The organism is Agrobacterium sp. 10T429 (genome assembly GCF_056393925.1).
This window is the reverse complement of the sequence record NZ_JBFTGV010000009.1, coordinates 93916-114230: the sequence shown is the minus strand read 5'-3', so window position 1 is coordinate 114230 and position 20315 is coordinate 93916. Positions and strand designations below refer to the sequence as shown.

Annotated in this window: 21 protein-coding genes; 10 read left to right on the top strand and 11 right to left on the bottom strand. The window is 59.6% G+C overall.

All coding sequences use genetic code 11. The features are described 5' to 3' along the window. The first annotated feature begins 37 nt into the window (after positions 1–37). Positions 38–1555 carry an aldehyde dehydrogenase gene (gene adh / locus AC1DCP_RS19545; protein WP_003513477.1) on the top strand — a complete coding sequence of 506 codons (1518 nt, stop codon included), beginning with the start codon at positions 38–40 and terminating at the stop codon, positions 1553–1555. Positions 1556–1699: 144 nt separating this feature from the next. Here adh and AC1DCP_RS19540 read toward each other — a convergent pair whose 3' ends face one another. Further along, positions 1700–3967 carry a methyl-accepting chemotaxis protein gene (locus AC1DCP_RS19540; RefSeq protein WP_476774572.1) on the bottom strand — a complete coding sequence of 756 codons (2268 nt, stop codon included), beginning with the start codon at positions 3965–3967 and terminating at the stop codon, positions 1700–1702. A gap of 189 nt (positions 3968–4156) precedes the next feature. Here AC1DCP_RS19540 and AC1DCP_RS19535 point away from each other — a divergent pair, with 189 nt between their 5' ends. The 4 genes from AC1DCP_RS19535 to AC1DCP_RS19520 are packed head-to-tail and all read left to right on the top strand — an operon-like array spanning position 4157 to position 7625. Beyond that, the gene (locus tag AC1DCP_RS19535) at positions 4157–4996 is read left to right on the top strand and encodes a glycosyltransferase family 2 protein (protein WP_476774583.1); all 840 of its coding nucleotides are present in this window, start codon (positions 4157–4159) and stop codon (positions 4994–4996) included. A gap of 20 nt (positions 4997–5016) precedes the next feature. Next, complete coding sequence (locus AC1DCP_RS19530) at positions 5017–5304, top strand: lipid-A-disaccharide synthase N-terminal domain-containing protein (RefSeq protein WP_019565216.1); 288 nt, start codon at positions 5017–5019, stop codon at positions 5302–5304. After that, positions 5279–6787 (top strand): ArnT family glycosyltransferase, encoded by a 1509-nt coding sequence (locus AC1DCP_RS19525; RefSeq protein ID WP_162696138.1) that lies wholly within the window; start codon positions 5279–5281, stop codon positions 6785–6787. The genes AC1DCP_RS19530 and AC1DCP_RS19525 overlap by 26 nt, the downstream gene beginning before the upstream one ends. After that, the gene (locus AC1DCP_RS19520) at positions 6777–7625 is read left to right on the top strand and encodes a phosphatase PAP2 family protein (RefSeq protein WP_003513468.1); all 849 of its coding nucleotides are present in this window, start codon (positions 6777–6779) and stop codon (positions 7623–7625) included. The genes AC1DCP_RS19525 and AC1DCP_RS19520 overlap by 11 nt, the downstream gene beginning before the upstream one ends. Positions 7626–7855: 230 nt before the next feature. On the opposite strand, the gene AC1DCP_RS19515 is transcribed toward AC1DCP_RS19520, so the two are convergent. The 6 genes from AC1DCP_RS19515 to lgt all read right to left on the bottom strand — a co-directional run bounded on the left by AC1DCP_RS19515 (position 7856) and on the right by lgt (position 13911). Then, positions 7856–8788, bottom strand: coding sequence for a ribose-phosphate pyrophosphokinase (locus AC1DCP_RS19515; RefSeq protein WP_003513466.1), 933 nt, complete (start codon positions 8786–8788; stop codon positions 7856–7858). A 220-nt stretch (positions 8789–9008) separates the two neighbouring features. Further along, complete coding sequence (locus AC1DCP_RS19510; RefSeq protein ID WP_065687151.1) at positions 9009–9785, bottom strand: hypothetical protein; 777 nt, start codon at positions 9783–9785, stop codon at positions 9009–9011. Positions 9786–9875: 90 nt separating this feature from the next. Next, on the bottom strand, positions 9876–11027 hold the full coding sequence (locus tag AC1DCP_RS19505; RefSeq protein WP_112153284.1) for a M24 family metallopeptidase: 1152 nt from the start codon (positions 11025–11027) through the stop codon (positions 9876–9878). Then, complete coding sequence (gene pgeF, locus AC1DCP_RS19500; protein WP_019565220.1) at positions 11028–11822, bottom strand: peptidoglycan editing factor PgeF; 795 nt, start codon at positions 11820–11822, stop codon at positions 11028–11030. A 160-nt stretch (positions 11823–11982) separates the two neighbouring features. Further along, on the bottom strand, positions 11983–13083 hold the full coding sequence (locus AC1DCP_RS19495; protein ID WP_476774571.1) for a class I SAM-dependent methyltransferase: 1101 nt from the start codon (positions 13081–13083) through the stop codon (positions 11983–11985). A 15-nt stretch (positions 13084–13098) separates the two neighbouring features. Next, positions 13099–13911, bottom strand: a complete 813-nt coding sequence (gene lgt / locus AC1DCP_RS19490; RefSeq protein WP_029658791.1) for a prolipoprotein diacylglyceryl transferase — start codon at positions 13909–13911, stop codon at positions 13099–13101. Between the two features lie 96 nt (positions 13912–14007). Here lgt and AC1DCP_RS19485 point away from each other — a divergent pair, with 96 nt between their 5' ends. The 5 genes from AC1DCP_RS19485 to AC1DCP_RS19465 all read left to right on the top strand — a co-directional run bounded on the left by AC1DCP_RS19485 (position 14008) and on the right by AC1DCP_RS19465 (position 16606). After that, entirely contained in the window at positions 14008–14199 is a 192-nt protein-coding gene (locus AC1DCP_RS19485; RefSeq protein WP_013636583.1) for a hypothetical protein, read from the top strand. A 20-nt stretch (positions 14200–14219) separates the two neighbouring features. Further along, positions 14220–14483, top strand: coding sequence for an accessory factor UbiK family protein (locus AC1DCP_RS19480; protein WP_003513446.1), 264 nt, complete (start codon positions 14220–14222; stop codon positions 14481–14483). A 432-nt stretch (positions 14484–14915) separates the two neighbouring features. Next, positions 14916–15416, top strand: coding sequence for a type III secretion system chaperone family protein (locus AC1DCP_RS19475; RefSeq protein WP_006311131.1), 501 nt, complete (start codon positions 14916–14918; stop codon positions 15414–15416). Positions 15417–15418: 2 nt separating this feature from the next. After that, positions 15419–16237, top strand: a complete 819-nt coding sequence (proC, locus tag AC1DCP_RS19470) for a pyrroline-5-carboxylate reductase (RefSeq protein WP_003513444.1) — start codon at positions 15419–15421, stop codon at positions 16235–16237. A gap of 27 nt (positions 16238–16264) precedes the next feature. Next, positions 16265–16606, top strand: a complete 342-nt coding sequence (locus AC1DCP_RS19465; RefSeq protein ID WP_003513443.1) for a tRNA-binding protein — start codon at positions 16265–16267, stop codon at positions 16604–16606. Between the two features lie 121 nt (positions 16607–16727). Here AC1DCP_RS19465 and AC1DCP_RS19460 read toward each other — a convergent pair whose 3' ends face one another. The 4 genes from AC1DCP_RS19460 to AC1DCP_RS19445 all read right to left on the bottom strand — a co-directional run bounded on the left by AC1DCP_RS19460 (position 16728) and on the right by AC1DCP_RS19445 (position 20183). After that, positions 16728–18107, bottom strand: coding sequence for an ATP-binding protein (locus AC1DCP_RS19460; protein ID WP_003513442.1), 1380 nt, complete (start codon positions 18105–18107; stop codon positions 16728–16730). A gap of 30 nt (positions 18108–18137) precedes the next feature. Next, a complete protein-coding gene (locus AC1DCP_RS19455; RefSeq protein WP_003513441.1) occupies positions 18138–18851 on the bottom strand; it encodes a response regulator in 714 nt (237 codons plus the stop codon). Between the two features lie 2 nt (positions 18852–18853). Next, positions 18854–19381, bottom strand: a complete 528-nt coding sequence (locus AC1DCP_RS19450; protein WP_003513440.1) for a MarR family winged helix-turn-helix transcriptional regulator — start codon at positions 19379–19381, stop codon at positions 18854–18856. A 202-nt stretch (positions 19382–19583) separates the two neighbouring features. After that, positions 19584–20183 (bottom strand): DUF1236 domain-containing protein, encoded by a 600-nt coding sequence (locus AC1DCP_RS19445; RefSeq protein ID WP_003513439.1) that lies wholly within the window; start codon positions 20181–20183, stop codon positions 19584–19586. Between the last annotated feature and the right edge of the window lie 132 nt (positions 20184–20315).

The following is a 20315-nucleotide window of genomic DNA, read 5'->3' as shown; positions in this document are numbered from 1 at the left end:
TCCGTCGCGGATCGTTTTCATCAGGGAGGATGAAATCATGAATATTCAGGTTCAGCACAAAGCTGGCGAAGCGCCCTTCAAGCTGAAATACGGAAATTTCATCGGCGGCAAATGGGTGGAGCCGAAATCCGGCCGCTACATGGACAATCTGTCGCCGGTAACGGGTCACAAGATTTGTGAGGTTCCGCGCTCCGATGCGGCCGATATCGAACTCGCACTGGATGCCGCCCACCAGGCGCGGGAGAAGTGGGGCAAGACGAGCGTTACCGAACGTTCCAACATCCTGCTCAAGATCGCCCAGCGCATCGAGGACAATCTGGATCTCATCGCACGGGCCGAAACCTGGGATAACGGCAAGCCGCTACGCGAGACCACCAATGCGGATATTCCGCTGACGATCGACCATTTCCGCTACTTCGCGGGCTGCATCCGCGCGCAGGAAGGCACGATCGGCGAAATCGACAATGACACGGTCGCTTATCATTTCCATGAGCCTCTCGGTGTCGTTGGCCAGATTATTCCGTGGAACTTCCCGATCCTTATGGCCGCATGGAAACTTGCACCGGCACTCGCCGCCGGCAACTGCGTGGTACTGAAGCCGGCGGAACAGACGCCTGCTTCTATTCTGGTGGTGATGGAGCTTATCGAAGACCTGCTGCCGCCGGGCGTGCTCAACATCGTCAACGGCACTGGTGTTGAAGCGGGCAAGCCGCTGGCGCAGAGCAAGCGCATCGCCAAGATCGCCTTCACCGGCTCCACCCCGGTCGGCAAGGAAATCATGCGTTATGCGGCCGACAATGTCACAAACATCACGCTGGAACTGGGCGGCAAGTCGCCGAACATCTTCTTTGCCGATGTGATGAATGAAGACGACGCTTTCCTTGACAAGGCGCTTGAAGGCTTCGCCTTCTTCGCTCTCAACCAGGGCGAAGTCTGCACATGCCCGTCGCGTGCGCTGGTGCATGAATCGATCTACGACCGCTTTATGGAAAAGGCGATCAAGCGCGTTCAGGCCATCAGCCAGGACGACCCGCTCAATCCGTCGACCATGCTGGGTGCGCAGGCCTCGCAGGAACAGTTCGACAAGATCATGCGCTATCTGGATATCGGCAAGAAGGAAGGCGCAAAGGTTCTGACTGGCGGTGACCGCAAGACGCTCACGGGCGATCTTAAGGACGGTTATTACATTCAGCCGACGGTCTTCGAAGGCAACAACAAGATGCGGGTTTTCCAGGAGGAAATCTTCGGTCCTGTCGTTTCGGTCACCACCTTCAAGACGGTGGAAGAAGCGCTCGAAATCGCCAATGACACGGTTTACGGTCTTGGCGCTGGCGTCTGGAGCCGCGATACCAATATCGCCTATCGCGCTGGCCGTGGCATCGAAGCGGGCCGCGTGTGGACCAATTGCTACCACGTCTATCCGGCCGGTGCCGCTTTTGGTGGTTACAAGCAGTCGGGCATTGGTCGCGAGACCCACAAGATGATGCTCGATCACTATCAGCAGACCAAGAACCTGCTCGTATCCTACAGCCCGAACAAGGTTGGCTTCTTCTGAGTTCCTCCCCGGAAGCCGGCGACGGATCGTCCTGATTTCCGGCCGCCGGCGAGTTCCCAGGGGCTTCGGTCCCTGGGAACCCGGATGAAGTTCAGCAAAAATAAAAGGCCGGAGGTTTTGCCTCCGGCCTTTTTTTACTGCGGACTATGCCGCGTAACGCTGGTCGCGTTTTCGGGTGGCGCCTACGGAGAACTGGCCCACCTGTTCGGTCAGGCCATCAGCTTCGCTTGCGAGCGAGAAGGCCGCAGCCGTCGTTTCCTCCACCATCGCCGCGTTCTGCTGCGTCACATGGTCGAGTTCGTTGACGGAGGCGTTGATTTCGCCGAGGCGGCCGGATTGTTCGCGCGATGCTGTGGCGATTTCACCGATCTGATCGTTGACCGACTGGATGCGTTTCTGGATCTGCTCGAGGCTTTCTCCGGTTTTCAGCACCAGTGCCACGCCGCTTTCCACATCGCCCGCAGAGGTGGCGATGAGCGTCGTGATATCCCGTGCGGCAGCCGCCGATTTCTGCGCGAGTTCCCGCACTTCCTGTGCCACGACCGCAAAGCCCTTTCCGGCCTCACCGGCGCGGGCGGCCTCAACCCCGGCGTTCAGCGCCAGAAGATTGGTCTGGAAGGCAATCTGGTCGATGACGTCGATGATCTGGCGGATCTTGGACGACGACGTCTCGATCCGCTCCATGGCGACGATCGCTTCTTTGACGACAGCGGTGGATTTATGGGCATCCTGCATGGTTTCCGCCGTCGTTCCGACTGCGACGTCGCAGCGGGAGAGGGAAACGTTGACGGCCTGCGTCATGTCTCCAAGTGCGGCGGCTGCTTCTTCGAGGGCGGCCGCCTGGCGTTCCGTGCGCCGCGACAGATCTTCCGATGCGCTTTTCAGCTCGCCGGAGCCGGAGCGGATGGCATTGGCGCTTTCGCCGATGCTGGAGATCGTCGCATCCAGCCCCGCTATGGAGTTGTTGAAATCGACGCGCAGATGGTCGAGCGACGGCACGAAAGGTTTTTCAATGCGAAGATCGAGCCTGCCCGCAGCAAGATTGGCAAGGCCGGTCGCAAGCGCATCGACTGCTTCTTCCAGCTCCTTTGCACTTCTCGCCTTTTCCATCTCACGCTGGGCACGTTCCTCGTCCAGTTCCTCGCTTTTGCGATGGGACTCGGTTTCCATACGCTGCTTGTCGAGAATGCCCTGGCGGAAGGATTCCAGGGCGCGCGCCATGGTTCCGATTTCGTCGCCACGGGAAACGGCCTTGATCTCAATATTATGGTCACCACCGTTCAGACGTTCCATCAACCCGGCAAGGCCGGTCAGCGGCTTGGTCAGGCTGGCGGAAACGAAAATGCCGATGAGTGTCATGACGGCAAGCACCGCAAGTGTTGCAAGCGTTGCCCAGAAGGCGAGATCATTGGCCGCTGCCAGCACCTTGCTCTCCTGCTGGCCGATGGCCAGAAGATGCTTCTGTCCGAAAACGGAGACCGGACGATAGGCGTAGAAGATGCTGCCCGCAGGGGTCTTCGCCATGACCGTTCCGGCTTCGCTGGCACCTGTAAGTGCCGCGAGACTTTCGGAAACGGCGACTCCAGCCCCACCGGAGAGCACGCCCGCGCGAAGTTTGCCTTCAGCGCTCAGAAGAACGGCGTCGTCGATGGACTTGCCGGTTTCCTCAGGTGTTACCGCCGCACCGATACGGTCTGCGGAAATGCGCATGATGACGGCGCCCTTGCGCTGCAACTGGCCCCAGTTCGAGACCGCAAGCGGCATGCCGATCAGGGCCGAGTCATTGGTGCTGTCATCGTTGAACCCAGTTGTGCTGATGACACCGTCCTTGCCGGCCTCGATGCGGTCGAACAATTCCTTGATCGTGCTGTTTTGCGGTTCCGTCACATTGGTCAGGAAGTTCTTGCCCTTGGTCACGGAATAGATAATGAGGCCTGCCTTGTCGATGACGTAGATGTCGCTGACCCGGGTGTTGCGCCAGACGCTGGCAATGGCCGCGTTGATCGTGGCGTGGCGAATGGCATAGAGCAGCCGCAAGCCTTCACCGTTGAAGGAGGCGCGCTCCTCCTCGGATACGCCCTCGCGGCGGAATGCCTGAATGATCGCATCCTTTTCCGTCGGTACGACCGTGGTCATGGTTTCCAGCGCCTGAGCGATCGCAGCGTTCTGCGACAGCTCGGAAATGCTTTGTTCGACGCGCAGCGTATAGGCATCAAGCTGTTTGGACTGGTTTCCCGCAACCGTCTCGAGCCTGATCTTGCTGGCGTCGATCAGGCCGGACTTGCCCATTTCGTATGACAGCAGCCCAACGGCCAGGCACGAAACCAGCGTCGCGCCCGTGACGAGCGCTGCGAATTTTGCCTTGATTGACAATGATTTAGCTTTGACAGCAGTCGGATTTGCACCCGGCATCCTGTTTCCTCCCCCCAAAAGAACGTTGCGGTACCGTCGCAACAATTGTTTACGGTCGCGTTAAGCTTGGCGGGGAATTGTATGATTATTTCCCGCATACCGTGAAAAAATCCAAGGCCCTGGCCGCCATTCTCCGTAATAAAACTGCAATGGAACAGGCGCATACCGTGCGAAGTTCAACGGCTGTTCATATTCATGCAAGCTTTTCGCGCTCCTGCTCTTGCCACTATCGACGATGTTTGCGGAACACCCGCGGCTGGATATGACGGAGCCCCTTTGAGATCGATCCCGGATTTCGCGGTTATCGTACCCATGCACAATGAGGAAGCGAGCGTTGAAACGCTTGTCGCTGAGATCGTTGCTGCCTGCCAGCCGGTCGGTCCGTTCGAGATTATCGTGGTGGACGACGCATCTTCCGATCGCACGGCGGATGTGGCGCTTTCGCTTGCCGGGCGTTATCCGATGCTGCGGCTGGTGCGGCATGACCGGCAGGRCGGGCAATCGGCTGCGATCCATAGCGGTGTGCAGGCAGCGCGCGCGCCGGTTGTCTGTATGCTTGACGGAGACGGGCAGAACCCGCCGGACAATCTGCCGGCGCTTCTTGCGCCGCTTCTTGCCACGAACGCGCCGAGCCGGCTTGCGCTTGTGGCCGGGCAGCGCGTCGGCCGGCGCGATACGCTTGCAAAACGTCTTTCCTCCCGCTTCGCCAATGGCTTGCGGGCGCGGATATTGAAGGACGGCACGCGGGATACCGGCTGCGGCCTCAAGGCTTTCCGTCGCGACGCCTATCTCGCCTTGCCCTATTTCGATCACCACCACCGCTATTTTCCGGCGCTCTTCAATCGCGACGGCTGGCAGGTTGCCCATGTCGACGTCACGCACCGGGCGCGCCTTCATGGCAATTCCCATTACACCAATATCGGCCGCGCGCTTGTCGGCATCCACGACCTGATCGGCGTTGCCTGGCTGTTGCGGCGGCGCAAGCGGGCAAGTTGGGCCGAAACCTTCAAAACGGAGACATCGCCGTGAACGCACCGGCCTTATGGTCCATGCTGCATGTGAACAGCTGGAAGGAATTTCTCTGGGTCTGCACCGGCTTTATGGGCCAGATGCTGTTTACCATGCGTTTTCTGGTTCAATGGATTTCGTCGGAACGGGCGAACCGCTCGGTCATTCCGGTAGCCTTCTGGTATTTCTCCATCGTCGGCGGCCTTGTGCTGCTATTATACGCGATCTGGCGTCGCGATCCCGTTTTCATTCTGGGACAGGCCTCCGGCCTGTTCATTTATGCCCGAAATCTCTGGTTGATCCATGCAGAACGCCGCCAGCATGCATGAGGCCGCAGCTCTGCCTTACGCGCAGGCGAATGAGCAGCGCCAATGGATGACGTTTGCGCTTGCGGCAATCGTGCTCGTCACTGTGCTGCGCGTCGTCGGGCTTGCTTTCAACCGCACCGATCTTTTCGTTGATGAGGCGCAATATTGGCTGTGGGGCCGGGAGATGGCGTTCGGCGCCTATTCCAAGCCACCGCTGATCGGCTGGATCATTCGCGCCGCCACCACTCTGAGCGGCGGCGAGAGCACCTTCGACGTGCGGCTCGCCGCGCCGGTCATCCATGGCATAGCGGCCGCGGCGATCCTTGCGCTCGGGCGCATGATCTATGATGCGAAGCTCGCCTCGCTGGCTGCCGTCATCTATCTGACGCTGCCCGCCGTGACGCTCGGCAGTCTTCTGATCTCGACCGATACGCCGATGATGCTGTTCATCGTGCTGTCGATGATCTGCGTGCGCAAGCTTGCGGAAGCACGCGCTGCCGGTGTGTCCGCGATGCTCTGGAGCATTGCGCTCGGTCTAAGCTTCGGCCTCGGGCTGATGTCTAAATATGCGATGATCTATTTTCTGCCCTGCTTCATCGCTGCCGGCTGGCTGTGCGTGGGCTGGCGCATCCGTTGGCGTGACGCCGGTATTGCTGTAGTTGTCTGCGCCGCCGTCATCGCTCCCAATCTTTGGTGGAATGCTGCGCATGATTTCATGACCGCGCGCCATACGGCGGACAATGCCAACTGGCATGGCGTTAAGCTGAAAATTGGTCCGGCGCTCGAGTTCTTCTTCTCGCAGGCGGGTGTTGTCGGGCCGTTCGTCTTCATCGGCATGATCGTCGCGACGTTCAGGGCCAAAACCGCTGAAACCCGGGCGCTTGTCGCCCTTTCGGTACCGATCGTGCTTCTGATCACGGCACAGGGGCTGATGTCGCGGGCGCTCGCCAACTGGGCGGTGGGGGCTTATGCCGCGGGCGTGCTTCTGGCGGTGCCTGTCCTGGCATCCCGGCGCTGGCTTACCGTCTCCACCCTTGTGCTCGGCGGCATCGTTGCCATCGCACTGCCGTTGATGACGATTGCCGGAACGGAATTGCGCTTGCCGAATGGCGACCTGGCGATGAAGCGTTATCTCGGCAGCTTGGAGCTTGTGTCGACCGGCCTTTCAAGGGCGCGAGAGGCGGGGGCGGATGCAATCGTCGCTGCAGATCGCTCCATTCTGGCCGAACTCTTTTATCAGCTGCGGGACGAAAAGCTGCTCATGCCGCGCGCTCTGCCTGAAACCGGCGTTCCTTCCAGCCACTACGCGCTTCTTTACCCGCTGAAAGCCGGAGAGGCGACAAATCCCGTCTATCTTGCGAGGGCGGACAGCCTGCCGGGCTGTCTCAATGGCGAGGCGCCGCTGTCGACCTGGGTTGCCGGGCCGGGCTCGTTCGAGCGCAAGGAAATTGGTCTCTGGCGTCTGCCGCCACAATGCATCCCGAGGGTTGCCGATGGACAATGATCTTTCGCATATGCGGATCACGATCTGGGTTACGTTCGCCACATTGGCGCTCGTCATCCTGTTCGCGACCTTCCCGTCCATCGACCTCGAGTTTTCTTCCCTGTTTTTCTCGCCCGAAGCGCGCCTGTGGGCTGGAAGCCTGCCGGTTCCGGAATGGTTTCGCGATACGTTGCGGGAGTTAACGGAACTGGCCGCACTTCTGGCCTTCATCGTTCTGGTCGGCAACATCAGGCTGGGCGCGCTGCAGCGCACCGGCTGGCGCGTCTGGGCCTTTCTCTGCGGGCCTGTGGTGCTCTGCGCCGGGCTTCTGGTAAACGGGGTGCTGAAGGCCAATATCGGCCGCGCCCGCCCGTTCAGCGTCAGCGATTTCGGTGGACATCAGCTTTTTACGCCGCCTTTCCAGTTCAGCACGCAATGTTATTCAAACTGTTCGTTTTCCTCCGGGGAAACGGCGCTCATAGCGAGCTTTTTCCTGCCGCTCTGCGCGCTTGTCTGGAACCGCCTGCAATGGGGCGGGCGTCTTTTCATGGGCAGCACTGCCGCCGGCGCCATCATCCTCATGTCCGGTCTGCGTATTGCAGCTGGCGGGCATTTTCTCAGCGATGTGGTGATGTCCGTGCTGTTTTCCGCACTGACGACGCTGTTCCTTTACCGGGCGCTGGCAATTGCCCGTCATCGTCATCTATTTACCGGCGATGCCGTTACGGCCGATGCCATCAGCCTTTGGCGCAATGGCAGCCATGCTGTTCGCACCCGCGCTCGGCGCTGGTGGCCGAAAATCAAGGCCGCCGCCACACGGCTGCAACGACCGCCGGATGCGGGCACGGCATCTTCCTGAGTGGTGCAGATGGAGTGCTGCGATCTCTGCGGATGCTGAGATAGCTGGCAAAATTGATAAGCTTTCTTCTCATCATGCCAAACTTTAACCAGCATCCAGCCACGGCGCGGACGCGCCGTAAGAAAGGGTCTTACGCGATCAAAGACTTGATCGCACTGGACCCCGGACTAATCCGGGGTGACAGTATGCGGATGCAGTGATTTTGCAGATGTACGAGAGAAACGATTGCTTCAGTCGAACAGGCCGGAAACCGACTGTTCCTGCGCGGTGCGGTTGATCGCTTCGCCCAGAAGGCCCGCAGTGCTGATCACGCGGATATTGTGCGCGGACTGGACGCTTGTGGTCGGCTGGATGCTGTCGGTGATGACGAGTTCGCGCAGCTTCGATGAGGCCACACGGGCAACGGCGCCGCCGGAAAGCACGCCGTGCGTGATATAGGCGGTGACGCTGGTTGCGCCCTTTTTCAACAGCGCTTCGGCAGCATTGCAGAGCGTGCCGCCGGAATCGATGATATCGTCGATCAGGATGCAGTCCTTGCCGGATACGTCGCCGATGACGTTCATGACTTCGGATTCACCCGGACGGTCACGGCGTTTGTCGACGATGGCCAGCAGACAGTCCAGACGCTTCGACAGGGCACGGGCGCGCACCACACCGCCAACGTCAGGCGAAACGACCATGACGTTGTTGGTGTCGTAGTGGTCCTTGATATCGCGGGCCAGAATGGGCGCTGCGAAGAGGTTGTCGGTCGGAATATCGAAAAAGCCCTGGATCTGGCCGGCGTGAAGATCGAGCGTCAGAACGCGGTCGGCGCCGGCTTCGGTGATCAGGTTGGCGACGAGCTTGGCGGAAATCGGTGTGCGGGGGCCGGCTTTGCGATCCTGGCGGGCGTAACCGAAATAGGGAAGTACTGCCGTGATGCGTTTTGCCGAGGAGCGGCGCATGGCATCGATCATGATGAGCAGTTCCATCAGATGATCGTTTGCCGGAAACGAAGTGGACTGGACGAGAAAAACGTCCTCCCCGCGTACGTTTTCACTGATTTCTACGAAAATTTCCTGGTCAGCAAACCGCTTTACGGTGGCATTTCCCAAGGGAACGTTGAGATACTTGCAGATCGCTTCGGCAAGGTGCCGGTTCGAATTGCCTGCGAAAACCTTCATTGCGCCCGCCTGTTTCCATGCAATCGCCTTGCGCCACGGGAAAGTGTCTGCCGTAACCAAGCGTCGTTCAAGGGGAGGAACATCCGGCTGAAAAGCCTTTGCCGGATACGCCTTGTTGCCATGCGCGCCTTAATAGCGTTGTTGCTTCCGATTGCAAGAGGACTCCGTGCTTTCGCAATGATTTTCATGAAATCTCTGTGACTTCTCCCGCCGTTTCATCTCATCCCCTTTGAGACTGCTTCCATGACGAATACTCGTTGAGCGTTTTTGCGGCGATATCCTGCATGACCCTGTCGGTCGCGGCGGCCCAGGGATCGCTGCCCTTGGCTGCCACCGTTTCCTGCCCCTGCAGGCGATGGAGCCTGACACCATTGGCATCCAGAACGTCCCAGACGTAGATGATGTTGACCTTGCTGCCATCGGCGAAGGCGGAGAAATATCCCTTGAGGATGTTTTCTGCCGAATTGTCGTTCGAGGCGCGGATTGTCAGCCCCTTTGCCCGCGCCTCGGCGCCCAGTTGCCGCGAAAGCGGCGTGACAGCCTGAACGGGCGCGCCGATGATCGGCAGGAAGCGGATGGTGTTGCCGGAAGCAGCGGGGGCAAGTGCAGCCGTCTGCTGTGGAGGCGGCGGCTGGGTGCTGGCGGGTGAGTGGCCTGCAGATTGTCCGGTAGACTGGGTCTGACCAAGAGGTTCGCCGTACTCATTGCCGTTGGAAAGCGCCTGTGCCTGCGCCTGCAGGGAGTTCTGCGGTGCGTAAGCGGGCACGGAAGAGGCGGTTGCCGGTGCGCCTGCGGGCGCGCGGTCGGCGGCGGCAGCCATCTGGTCGAGATCACCCTGCGTCACCGGTGTCGATTGCGAGCTGTCGTGCCCGACATTCACCTGCGGCGTCAGCGCCTCCGTGGTGTTGCAGGCCGATAGGGTCAACGCCAGCGCCGGAATGACGAGGACCGAAACGACAAACGTCTGGAAAGGGCGGGTAAACCCTTTCCGGCTCATGCGACGTTTCCTCTCATGTTCCGCTCCTTCTTGCCCAAGGTGGCGGCAATGTAGGGCCGGTTTTCCCGCTCTGTCAAACCCGGTGCAGATTTAAGCTGTGAGAAGATCGAGGCTATGGCGCGAGAGCGGTTCCGGCGCGCCTTCCGTGGTAAGGTAGGTCTGGCCGAGGGTCATGGCGGTGCCGGAATCGGAATCCATCACGATCATGTGCACGAACAGGGTCATGTCGCTGGCGATTTCCTGCGAGTTGCCGGCATGGAACATCTGATGCTCCATCCATGACGGTGAGAAACGCGCGCCCAGCGAATAACCGCAGGAGTTCAGGCGATGGCGGGTCAGTCCACGCTCGTCCATGACGCGGGCGTGCACGTCGAAGATATCGCCGAAGGTCTTGCCGGGCCGCAGCACCTCTTCGATGTCTGTGAGGTTTTGCAGGCAGGCGCTGTAAAGCTCCTTCTGGCGGAAGTCCTGTTCGCCGATCACCACCGTGCGCATCATGGCGGCGTGGTAGTGGGCGCTGACACCCGCCCATTCCAGCGTCAACTGATCCTTGTCATCGAGCCTGCGGCGCCCGGCCTTGTAACGGCACAGCAGCGCGTCCGCGCCGGAGCCGATGATGAATTCATTGGCGGGATAGTCACCGCCGCCGGCCAGAACCGCTCCCTGCATTGCCGAGAGGATCGCGGCTTCGTCCGCACCGGGCTTGATGAGTTCCAGTGCAGCGTCCAGAGCCTCGTCCGCAAGTCTGCCTGCCTTCCTCGCATAGGCGATCTCGGCTGGGCTCTTGATGAGCCGCAAGCTGCTGACCAGATAGGAGGCGTCGATCATCTGGCAGAAGCTGGCAAGCTGGTTGTCCAGCAGGCGGGCGACACGCCCGGTCATGCCGTGGGTGTCGTATTCCACGCCGATCTTGGCGCCAAGGAGATCGAGATCGCTGAGGAGGTTCTTAAGATCGAGCGTCGGGTCGGCATTGGGCCGGTCGACCCAGACGAGAATATTCTCGATCGTCGAAGTATTCCGGGCCTGCCGCATATCCGCTGAACGGGTCAGAAGCATCATGGAGCCGTCCGACTTGACCACCAGCGTCTGGAAGAAGCAGTAGCCGAAGGTGTCATAGCCGGTCAGCCAGTACATGCTTTCCTGGGCGAAAAGCAGAATGGCGTCCAGCTTCTCTTCCGCCATCTTCGCAATCAGCCGTTCGCGGCGGGCATCGAATTCCGAGAGCTCGAAGTGCAGGGCCATTTAGTCCTCCAGAATTGCGATTGCGGAAATCTGCCGCCCGTAGTCGGGCTCGGCACGGTGGGTCGTGCGTCGGTAGGAATAGAAGCGTTCTTCATCGGGATAGGTGCAGAGGCCGAGGTTTTCCGCTCTCACGCCCGCATTGACCAGCCGGTCCACCGTAAATTGCTTGAGGTCGAATAGCGCATGGCCGCCTTTGTCCGAAGCGGTGAAATAGGCCGCATAGGCAGGATCGAAATCGGTGAAGCGCGCCACATATTCAGGCCCGACCTCATAATTGGCCTGGCTGATGGAGGGGCCGAGGGAGGCGGAGATGCGTTCGCGGCTGGCGCCCAGCTTCCTCATGGTCTCGATCGTGTTTTCGAGCACGCCGAACAATGCACCCTTCCAGCCGGCATGGGCGGCACCCACAACGCCCGCTTCAGCGTCAGCAAAAAGGATCGGGCCGCAATCGGCGCTCAGAACGCCGAGCACGAAACCCGGTGTCGCCGTTACCATCGCATCGGCCTGCGGGCGGCTGCCGTCATAGCTTTCATCGACCACAAGGACATCAGGAGAATGGACCTGATGCACGGTGGCGAGACGTTCCGGAGACAAGCCGAACCATTGCGTGACGCGCCGGCGGTTTTCCTGCACCAGTTCCGGCTCGTCATTCGAACCGAGGCCGACATTGAGGCCCTGATAAAGCCCCTCGGAGACACCGCCTTGCCGGGTGAAGAAACCGTGACGGACACGGTTTTCACTCAAGGCGGCAAGCAGGGGGCTCTGGATGGGGAGCGGCAGCGTTTCGTTCTGCATGGTGCGGGAGTTCCTTGGAGAATGTCGCTGTTGGCCAGTGGGATGCGTTAAGCGAGATGTTTCCTGTTGCCGCGGCGTTGCGCGGCGTTTGTCTGGTGCAGTGTGTCTGCGTTCGCTTGCTTCGTTCTGGGCCGATGTTGGCCCAGAGGTGATTGCACTGTCAATCCACCGCGCGAAACGGCATGAGATGGAGCGCGGGACTTGAAACGGCGATGACCTTGAAAAGTTCCCCCATCCTGCCAGCCCCTTCGCCAGCGAGACGGTTGACCGCTTCGGCGATTTCAAGCGTCTGGTCGGGTGTAGCTTTTGCGGCAAGGGCGGTTGCCCGTTCCTTCAGGCCAAGACCATAAAGAAAGTCGCCCTGCCTGATGCCGCCATTGACATGAACGCCGTTTGCCTCAGCCGTCCTGATGAGGCTTTCGAAATCGACATGGCTGGTCAGATCGGCTTGCCCGGGATGAGAAAGCGGCGGGTCGAAGGCATGGTTGCGCATGGCCTGCAATGTGTCGCCATATCCGGCGACCAGATGGCCGTAGTCGATAGCGAGTGCGGTGCCGCCATATGCGGACAGGCGCTGGCAGATTGCGGTCATTACGGCTTCGCGGGCGGGTGAGATCTCGAATATGCTGCCAATCGGCTGCCGTTCCGGGCCGGGCGGCAGCAGCGCCGGGTCGATGCCGGCAAGCCCAGTCGAGAAGACCAGTTCACCATCGGTACCAAGACTGACCACCCGTTCGCGGAAACCCTGCGGCGTCTTCACGAATTGCCGGATTGGGATGGCGTCGAAAAGCTCGTTGGCGACGAGGAGCAGGAAACCTTCAGGCACCGCATCGAAACTGTCATGCCATGTCAGCCGTTCGGCATGCGCAGCGAGCGTCTCTTTCTGGATGGCGCAAAGGCGAGGGCTGGTCTCCACCAGATGCACCCGCATCGTTTCGTAAAGTGGTGGGGCGATGCGGCGGATGACGCGCAGCATGTCAGACATCATGGTGCCGCGGCCGGGGCCGATTTCCACCAGACGAATATCTGCGGGTGCGCCATGGCGCTGCCAGGCGTGAACCACGAAAACGCCGAGCATTTCGCCGAAAAGCTGACTGACTTCCGGAGCGGTGATGAAATCGCCCGATCGGCCGAAAGGCTCGCGGCTCCGGTAATAACCGTGTTCAGGATCGGCGAGGCAAAGCGAGAAGAACTCGGTGACGCTGAGCGGGCCGTTCAGGCGGATGAGGGATTTGATGCGTTGCGCAAGCGGTGTCGTCATGGCAGGCCATTCCGCTTAAGCGCGTATTTTCGCGCGCCGCGCACGCAAGACGGCCCAGAGGCCAAGAAGGAACATCGGCGTGGAGAGTACCATGCCCATGGTCAGCCAGTTGCCCGCGAGATAACCGATCTGGGCGTCCGGCTCGCGGAAGAATTCCACGAAGATGCGCGACAGCGCGTAACCGCAAACGAAGATGCCGGTTACGATGCCAGGTGTCTTGAGCGCCCTGAAAACGTAGATGGTGACCGCCAGAATGACGAGGAGAACGAGGCCTTCAAGTCCCGCTTCGTAAAGCTGGCTGGGGTGACGCGCAAACGGCCCGCCGGTCGGGAACACGACGGCCCAGGGAACGTCGGCGATACGTCCCCACAATTCGCCATTGATGAAATTGGCGATGCGTCCGAACAGCAGGCCGACAGGTGCGACGGCTGCGATGATATCGAACATGCTCCAGACAGGGATGCCGTTCTTGCGGGCGAAGAGGATCATGGCGATGGTCGTGCCGATCAGGCCGCCATGGAACGACATGCCGCCGTTCCATATCTCAAGTGCTCTTATAGGGTTTGCGGCGACGGCGCCAAGATCGTAAAACAGGATGTAGCCGATGCGCCCGCCAAGCACGATGCCGCCGGCTGCCCACAGGATGAAGTCGTCAAGATGCTGCGCCGAGATTGGCGATGTATCGTTTGGCCACAGGCGAGGCGTAAGCGCAAGGCGGCGGGCATAAAACCAGCCGAGCATGATGCCGGCGACATAGGCAATGCCGTACCAATGGATCGCCAGAGGCCCGAGAGACAGGGCAACCGGATCGATATTCGGAAATGGCATGATGGCAAGTTGGGTGGGAGCGGCTAACAATCCGTATATTCCGTCATCGTTGCTGGGCGGACAACAGAATGACCCATTGCCTCAAGGAGCCGGGCGATGATGCTCTCCGGTCTCTTTACGCGAGGAAAATGGCGATTGCCGCAGCGCCGGTCAAGATTATTCTTCAAGGGACGCTTTGCGATGCCGAAGGCCATTGCAAGCCATGTGGATTTTTCGATTTTGCTTGCAAGGCGGCTGTCGAGTGCCTACCTGAAAGGCATCAACAGCAGGGAACGGAACGCTCCCTGAACCGACGAAGGAACAGGGCCATGAGCACGACAGGCACCAATCGTTTTCTGGATGAATTCGCCAAGCTGATGACCGATGCGGCGGGCGCTGCGCAGGGAATGCGCAAGGAGGCCGAGGCTGCCTTGCACGCACAGGCGGATCGCTGGCTGAACAGCCTCGACGTGGTCAAGCGCGAGGAATTCGACGCGGTGCGCGAGATGGCGATCAAGGCGCGCGATGAAAACGATGCGTTGCGCGCCCGCATCGAGGCTCTGGAAGCAAAGCTTTCTGCTGCCAAGGATTGATTCTTTTCGCGCTTTTTCATCAATAGGTCCCGGATCKCCTGCGGTTCCGGGACTTTTTGTTTGCGGGCCATGCAACCCGAAATTATTCCCTGTCGATCCGGACCTGCCTCCATCGTTAATTTTTTGAGGCCTGTGGACACTTCCAAAAAACGCAATTGCCAGAGTCGCTTATGTATCTCGCCTGAGGTGATGGGGGAGAAGATATCCACTGTTCAAAAAGTAAAAATGCTGCCCGAGGGGTGGCAGCAGGACTCGGCCATTATACACTGATTTTAAATGATGATTCGAAACGAACCTGGTAAGCTCCACACAGGGTGAATGTGTAACTCTGTTGGTGTCGGGCAATCGTCTCAAGTGTTGAATCCGGTTTGTGTGTGCGTTTTGTGCCCGGCGTTCAAAACAGAACATCCATACCGGATGAGAAGGTGCCGCATGAGCCTGATAGAATTTGAAATTGAGCGCCAGTCCAATCCCGTGGACATGATCGAGATTGTCGCCGCCTCGAACGACTGGTCGTTCGAACGTTCCGGCGAAGATGAGATCGCCATGACGGTGGCGGGCCACTGGGCCGATTATCACGTTTCCTTTTCCTGGATGGAAGATTTCGAGGCACTGCATCTGGCCTGCGCCTTCGACATCAAGGTGCCCGATCAGCGCGTCAACGAAGTCATTCGCCTGTTGTCTCAGGTCAACGGCCAGGTACTGATGGGTCATTTCGATCTGTGGCGGCAGGAAGATGTTGTGATCTTCCGCCAGTCGCTGCTTCTGGCTGGCGGTGCGGAGCCTAACAACCAGCAGGTGGAAGTGCTGCTTTCCAGCGCGCTTGAGGCATGCGAACAATATTATCAGGCATTCCAGTTCGTCGTATGGTCGGGGCTGGATGCGAAAAGTGCAATTGAAGCGGTCATGTTCGAGACCGTCGGAGAAGCTTGAAAATGGTCTACAGGGCTTCCGGTCCTCTCGTCCTCGTTGGGGCGGGCAACATGGGCGGCGCTTTGCTTTCGGGCTGGCTGAAAAAAGGCGTGCCGGGTTCGCAGGTTATCGTCATCGATCCGCGCCCCTCTGATGCCATGCGCACGACAATTGCGGAAGCGGGCGCCACGCATAGCGAAAGCGTGCCTGACGGCGTGAAGGCGAGCATTCTGTTTGTCGCGGTAAAACCGCAGATGATGGAAGCAGTGCTACCCTCCCTCAAGCCCTTGCTCGGACCCGAGACCGTCGTGGTTTCGATTGCGGCCGGCACCACCATCGGCACTTTCGTTTCGCATTTCGGCTCGGTCGCCGCCGTGCGGGCCATGCCGAACACGCCGGCCATGGTTGGCCGTGGCGTGACGGGCGCCTATGCCAACGAATTGGTGACGCCGGCACTTAAAGCCGTGGTGGATGGATTGCTGAAGGTCAGCGGTCCGGTCGAATGGGTGGAAACCGAAAGCGATATCGACGCGGTTACCGCGGTTTCGGGAAGCGGTCCGGCCTATGTCTTCTATCTGGTGGAATGCATGGCGGAAGCCGGTCGCAAGGCAGGTCTGCCGGCGGATATAGCCATGCGGCTGGCGCGTGAAACCGTGGCCGGTGCTGGCGAACTCCTGCATCAGTCTTCTGACGAGGCGGCGCGCCTGCGCCAGAACGTGACCTCGCCGGGCGGTACAACGGCCGCCGCACTTTCGGTGCTGATGGCCGAAGACGGTATGCAGCCCCTGTTTGACAAGGCGATCGCTGCGGCGAAAAATCGCGCCGAAGAACTGGCTGGTTGAAGACGAGCAGGCTGGCGGGAGCAGGGCATGAGCAGTGAAATTTCCTATGCCGATTTCGAGAAGGTCGATATCCGTGTCGGCACGATCGTTGAGGCAGAGCCATTTCCGGAAGCACGCAAGCCGGCGATCAAGGTGAAGATCGATTTCGGCCCCGAGATCGGCATCAAGAAATCCTCGGCGCAAATCACGGTGCATTATACCCCGGAAAGTCTGATCGGCCGGCAGGTGCTGGGTGTGGTGAATTTTCCGCCGCGCCAGATTGGCCCGTTCCGCTCCGAAGTTCTGACACTGGGGTTTGCCGATGGCAACGGCGACATCGTGCTTGCCGCGGTCGAGCGGCCAGTGCCGAACGGCGAGAAAATGTGCTGAGAAAGCGCAACAACACGCAACCCGAAGATTGCGCAGGCTGAACATTCTTTCTCCGTCGTTCCGGTTCAAGGCTGGAATGACGGATGCGGGCGAGCCGCATCACATTTTTCTCTCCGCTGCTCTACGCCGGAATTTTGACGATTACCCGCAATCCGCCCATCGGGCTGTCGTCCAGCGATACGTCACCGCCATGGCTGCGGGCGATGTCGCGGACGATGGAGAGGCCGAGCCCGGTGCCAGAGGCGTTGAGGTTGCGTGCCTCGTCCAGCCGGAAGAACGGCTTGAAGACATCCTCCCTTGACGCTTCCGGAATACCCGGCCCGTCATCATCAAACGTCATGATGATGGAGCGTGGCGCCTTGCGGATGTCGATATGGAGCTTGCTGGCATAGCGCCGGGCATTCTCCGCGAGATTGGCGACGAGGCGGGAGAGGGCATTCGGGCGCGCGATGATCTGGTCGATATTATAAAGCTCATAGCTGAATTTTTTGCCGTGCAGCTCGAAATCATAGTCGATTTTTTCCAGAAGTGCCGGAAGCTCCAGCGTGCCGACATCCTCCTCGACATCGGTGCGGGCAAAGGTGAGGTAGGCCTCCAGCATCGACTGCATATCCTCGACATCCTTGTCCAACCCTTCCAGATCAGGATTGTCGCCGGCAAGCGCGAGTTGCAGCTTGAAACGGGTGAGGATGGTGCGCAGGTCGTGGCTGACACCGTTCAGCATGGCAGTGCGCTGTTCCATCTGCCGCTCGATGCGTTCGCGCATCAATATGAAGGCAAGTCCCGCCCGCCGCACCTCGTCTGCGCCGCGTGGGGAATAGGCGCTGATCTTCTGGCCTCTGCCGAAATTTTCGGCCGCCTTGGCAAGCGCTTCGATAGGCTTGATCTGCCCGCGCAGAAACAGGATGGAAATGGCGATCAGGACCAGCGATGCACCGACCATCCAGACAAGGAAGATATGCGTATTGGAGGCATAAGCGGCGCTGCGGCTGGTAAAGACGCGGAGCGTCTTGTCTTCGAGCTGGACACGTATTTCAACCAGGGAACCGTTGCCATAAGTATCGATCCAGAATGGCCGGCCGATTTGCTGGGTCAGCTGATTGGCGAGGATCGTATCCAGAATGGAAAACAACGGTTCTGGTCTCGGGGCCGGCAAATCGGCCTTCGGCTCGATGTAGATGCTGAGACCCAGCTTCTCGCGAGCGATGCGGATCACGCGCTGGTAGTCGTCTTCTTCCTCATCAGTTTGCAGAAGCTCGATGATCGCTGCGATATCGCGCGTTACGGCGGAGGAAAGGCGCTCGGTAACCAGCTGCCAGTGTCGCTCCATGAAAACGGCCGCGACAACGCCCTGAAGCAGGATCATCGGCAGGATGATGATCAGCAGCGAGCGCGTATAAAGCCCGGTGGGCAGCCAGTGGCGAAGCCATCTGGTAAATGCGCGCCAGGTCTTCGCTACGCCGCTATTCCTGACAGTGATTAGAAAATCGAGGCTCGCCATGGCTGTGCGCCCGCCTTTCGTTTGTCCTTGTCAATCCACGCTCAGGCGGTAGCCGATGCCACGCACCGTTTGCAGATAGACCGGGTTGGCAGGGTCGTCCTCGATCTTTCGGCGAAGGCGGTTGATCTGCACGTCGATTGTTCTTTCGCCCACTTCGGATTCCGCCTCGACCAGCTCGTGCCGTGGAATGGTATCGCCTGCGCGAAGCGCAAAGAGCAGCATGATCTCCTGTTCGCGATCCGTCAGGCGGATCGTTTCAGCGCCGCGCCGCAATTCCTTCCTGGGGATAGAGAAGCTGTAGGGGCCGAACATGATCTGTTCGATCTTGGGCGTATCCGGCGAAGTGTTGCGCCGCAGGATGTTGTTGATACGAAGGACAAGTTCGCGCGGATCGAAAGGCTTCGCGAGATAATCATCCGCGCCGGCTTCCAGCCCAGCAATTCGCGAATCCGCCTCCGAGCGGGCGGTCAGGAGAATGACCGGCACGGATTTGTTCTCGTTCAGCGAGCGGGTGAGCGAAAGCCCGTTTTCCCCCGGCATCATCACGTCGAGAATGAGAAGGTCGAAACGGATGCCTACCATCTTGCGCCGGGCTTCTGCCGCATCGGCTGCGACGGAGATGCGGTATCCCTTGTCGCCGAGGAAACGTTGCAGAAGATTGCGAATGCGGGCGTCGTCATCGACGATCAGAAGGTGGGCCGCATCGTCATCAGCGGGGGGGAGTTTTGTCGTTGCCGTGGCCATCGTCAGTCGCCTTCCCCCGGTGTCGGGCTGCGCATCTGCGCCAGAAACTTGCGAACGCAAGCGCGGGCGTCGGGTCCAAGCCCTTCCAGCGCACGGTCGATCCGGCGCGACTGCGGCTCGCTCAGCGCCAGCGCCAGTTCGCGCCCTGTCAGCGTCGGATAGAGCCTGCGCTGGCGGCGGTCTTCCGGGCCAGCCATCTGGCGGATATAACCGTCGTCGATCAATTGCTTGAGCACGCGGGCAAGGCTCTGCTTGGTGATCTGCAGGGTGTCGAGCAGATCCGCCACCGTCATGCCGGGCTGCCTGCTGACGAAATAGACCACCCGGTGATGCGCGCGCCCATATTCCAGTTTCGAAAGAATGACATCTGGATCGGAGACGAAATCGCGATACGCGAAGAACAGCGCCTCTATCGTATCGAAGTCGATCTTGCCGTCGTCAACCTTCGGGAGTGCCGGTGTCTGCCTGGCGGCTGCGGTTTTGAGCGATTGCGGTGGCACTGCGGTTCCTTCATATTCTGCGGCTGACATACGTCGATGCGCCAATATTCTGTAAACATAGCCGAAAATGCGTCCGCTCGGGAGGATGCCGCGATCATTTTCTGTTGCGGTGGATAATATGCTGCGGGTGCCGGTGCAACTGGAATCCTGACTGGCCTTTACCGGAAATAGAAAAGAGCGCGGAAAGCCCGCGCTCTTCATTGGTTTCATGCTGCCGGTATCGAGTTCGCGTCTACTGGTAGACGTAGACAATCCGGCGTGTCGATGGCTCCACCAGAACAGGCACGTCGTTCACCTGAACGTAGCGATACTGGTAATCAGGGATCTCCACGAGCCGGGTATCGGAGGGCAGGGTGCTGCCGACCGCTACCTCGCCATCAAAGGTGACAGTGTCCGCAGGGTGCTCGTCAATATAGGAGATGACTGTTTCGGGCGGATTGACTTCGCCGACGCGGCCAAGGTTCGGATCGCCGGGGTTGGGTTCTGCCTGTACGCTCGAGGTCTTCTCGTAAGTCACGACCGGCACGCTGATATCGGAGCGGCGCTGTTCGAGAATGACGGGAGAGCCCTCATACATGACATTCAGATAATCCGCATGTGCCCAGCCGCGCAGGCCGTTGACTTCGATGCGGCACCAGCTGCTTCCGTCCATGCAACCATCCAGAACCGCATTGCTGCCACGGGTGGCAAGGCCAAGCTCGGGATAATCTTCGCCTGGGCCCGAACGAACGGAAACGTCCGATGCTGTTGTGGCGACCATGGCGGCGTTTGCGTAACCGGCCATCAGGGCGAAAGCGCCGCCAGCCATGAGCATTTTAAGCGTCTTGTCCATGTGTCTCACTCCTTTTAAGACTGGACCTACAACGTCGCAGCCTTCAGGGCGTTCCACATTTTTCACAGATACCTACCGTCTCGGGCGGGAACATTTCCGATATCTAATTGAATTAGCTCATAGTTTTTGGGA

What these genes read in the sequence shown, in the direction of transcription:
- adh (WP_003513477.1), top strand. Translation starts at nt 38, where the DNA reads ATGAATATTCAGGTTCAGCACAAAGCTGGCGAAGCGCCCTTCAAGCTG.
- AC1DCP_RS19540 (WP_476774572.1), bottom strand. Translation starts at nt 3,967, where the DNA reads ATGCCGGGTGCAAATCCGACTGCTGTCAAAGCTAAATCATTGTCAATC.
- AC1DCP_RS19530 (WP_019565216.1), top strand. Translation starts at nt 5,017, where the DNA reads ATGCTGCATGTGAACAGCTGGAAGGAATTTCTCTGGGTCTGCACCGGC.
- AC1DCP_RS19525 (WP_162696138.1), top strand. Translation starts at nt 5,279, where the DNA reads ATGCAGAACGCCGCCAGCATGCATGAGGCCGCAGCTCTGCCTTACGCG.
- AC1DCP_RS19520 (WP_003513468.1), top strand. Translation starts at nt 6,777, where the DNA reads ATGGACAATGATCTTTCGCATATGCGGATCACGATCTGGGTTACGTTC.
- AC1DCP_RS19515 (WP_003513466.1), bottom strand. Translation starts at nt 8,788, where the DNA reads ATGAAGGTTTTCGCAGGCAATTCGAACCGGCACCTTGCCGAAGCGATC.
- AC1DCP_RS19510 (WP_065687151.1), bottom strand. Translation starts at nt 9,785, where the DNA reads ATGAGCCGGAAAGGGTTTACCCGCCCTTTCCAGACGTTTGTCGTTTCG.
- AC1DCP_RS19505 (WP_112153284.1), bottom strand. Translation starts at nt 11,027, where the DNA reads ATGGCCCTGCACTTCGAGCTCTCGGAATTCGATGCCCGCCGCGAACGG.
- pgeF (WP_019565220.1), bottom strand. Translation starts at nt 11,822, where the DNA reads ATGCAGAACGAAACGCTGCCGCTCCCCATCCAGAGCCCCCTGCTTGCC.
- AC1DCP_RS19495 (WP_476774571.1), bottom strand. Translation starts at nt 13,083, where the DNA reads ATGACGACACCGCTTGCGCAACGCATCAAATCCCTCATCCGCCTGAAC.
- lgt (WP_029658791.1), bottom strand. Translation starts at nt 13,911, where the DNA reads ATGCCATTTCCGAATATCGATCCGGTTGCCCTGTCTCTCGGGCCTCTG.
- AC1DCP_RS19485 (WP_013636583.1), top strand. Translation starts at nt 14,008, where the DNA reads ATGATGCTCTCCGGTCTCTTTACGCGAGGAAAATGGCGATTGCCGCAG.
- AC1DCP_RS19480 (WP_003513446.1), top strand. Translation starts at nt 14,220, where the DNA reads ATGAGCACGACAGGCACCAATCGTTTTCTGGATGAATTCGCCAAGCTG.
- AC1DCP_RS19475 (WP_006311131.1), top strand. Translation starts at nt 14,916, where the DNA reads ATGAGCCTGATAGAATTTGAAATTGAGCGCCAGTCCAATCCCGTGGAC.
- proC (WP_003513444.1), top strand. Translation starts at nt 15,419, where the DNA reads ATGGTCTACAGGGCTTCCGGTCCTCTCGTCCTCGTTGGGGCGGGCAAC.
- AC1DCP_RS19465 (WP_003513443.1), top strand. Translation starts at nt 16,265, where the DNA reads ATGAGCAGTGAAATTTCCTATGCCGATTTCGAGAAGGTCGATATCCGT.
- AC1DCP_RS19460 (WP_003513442.1), bottom strand. Translation starts at nt 18,107, where the DNA reads ATGGCGAGCCTCGATTTTCTAATCACTGTCAGGAATAGCGGCGTAGCG.
- AC1DCP_RS19455 (WP_003513441.1), bottom strand. Translation starts at nt 18,851, where the DNA reads ATGGCCACGGCAACGACAAAACTCCCCCCCGCTGATGACGATGCGGCC.
- AC1DCP_RS19450 (WP_003513440.1), bottom strand. Translation starts at nt 19,381, where the DNA reads ATGTCAGCCGCAGAATATGAAGGAACCGCAGTGCCACCGCAATCGCTC.
- AC1DCP_RS19445 (WP_003513439.1), bottom strand. Translation starts at nt 20,183, where the DNA reads ATGGACAAGACGCTTAAAATGCTCATGGCTGGCGGCGCTTTCGCCCTG.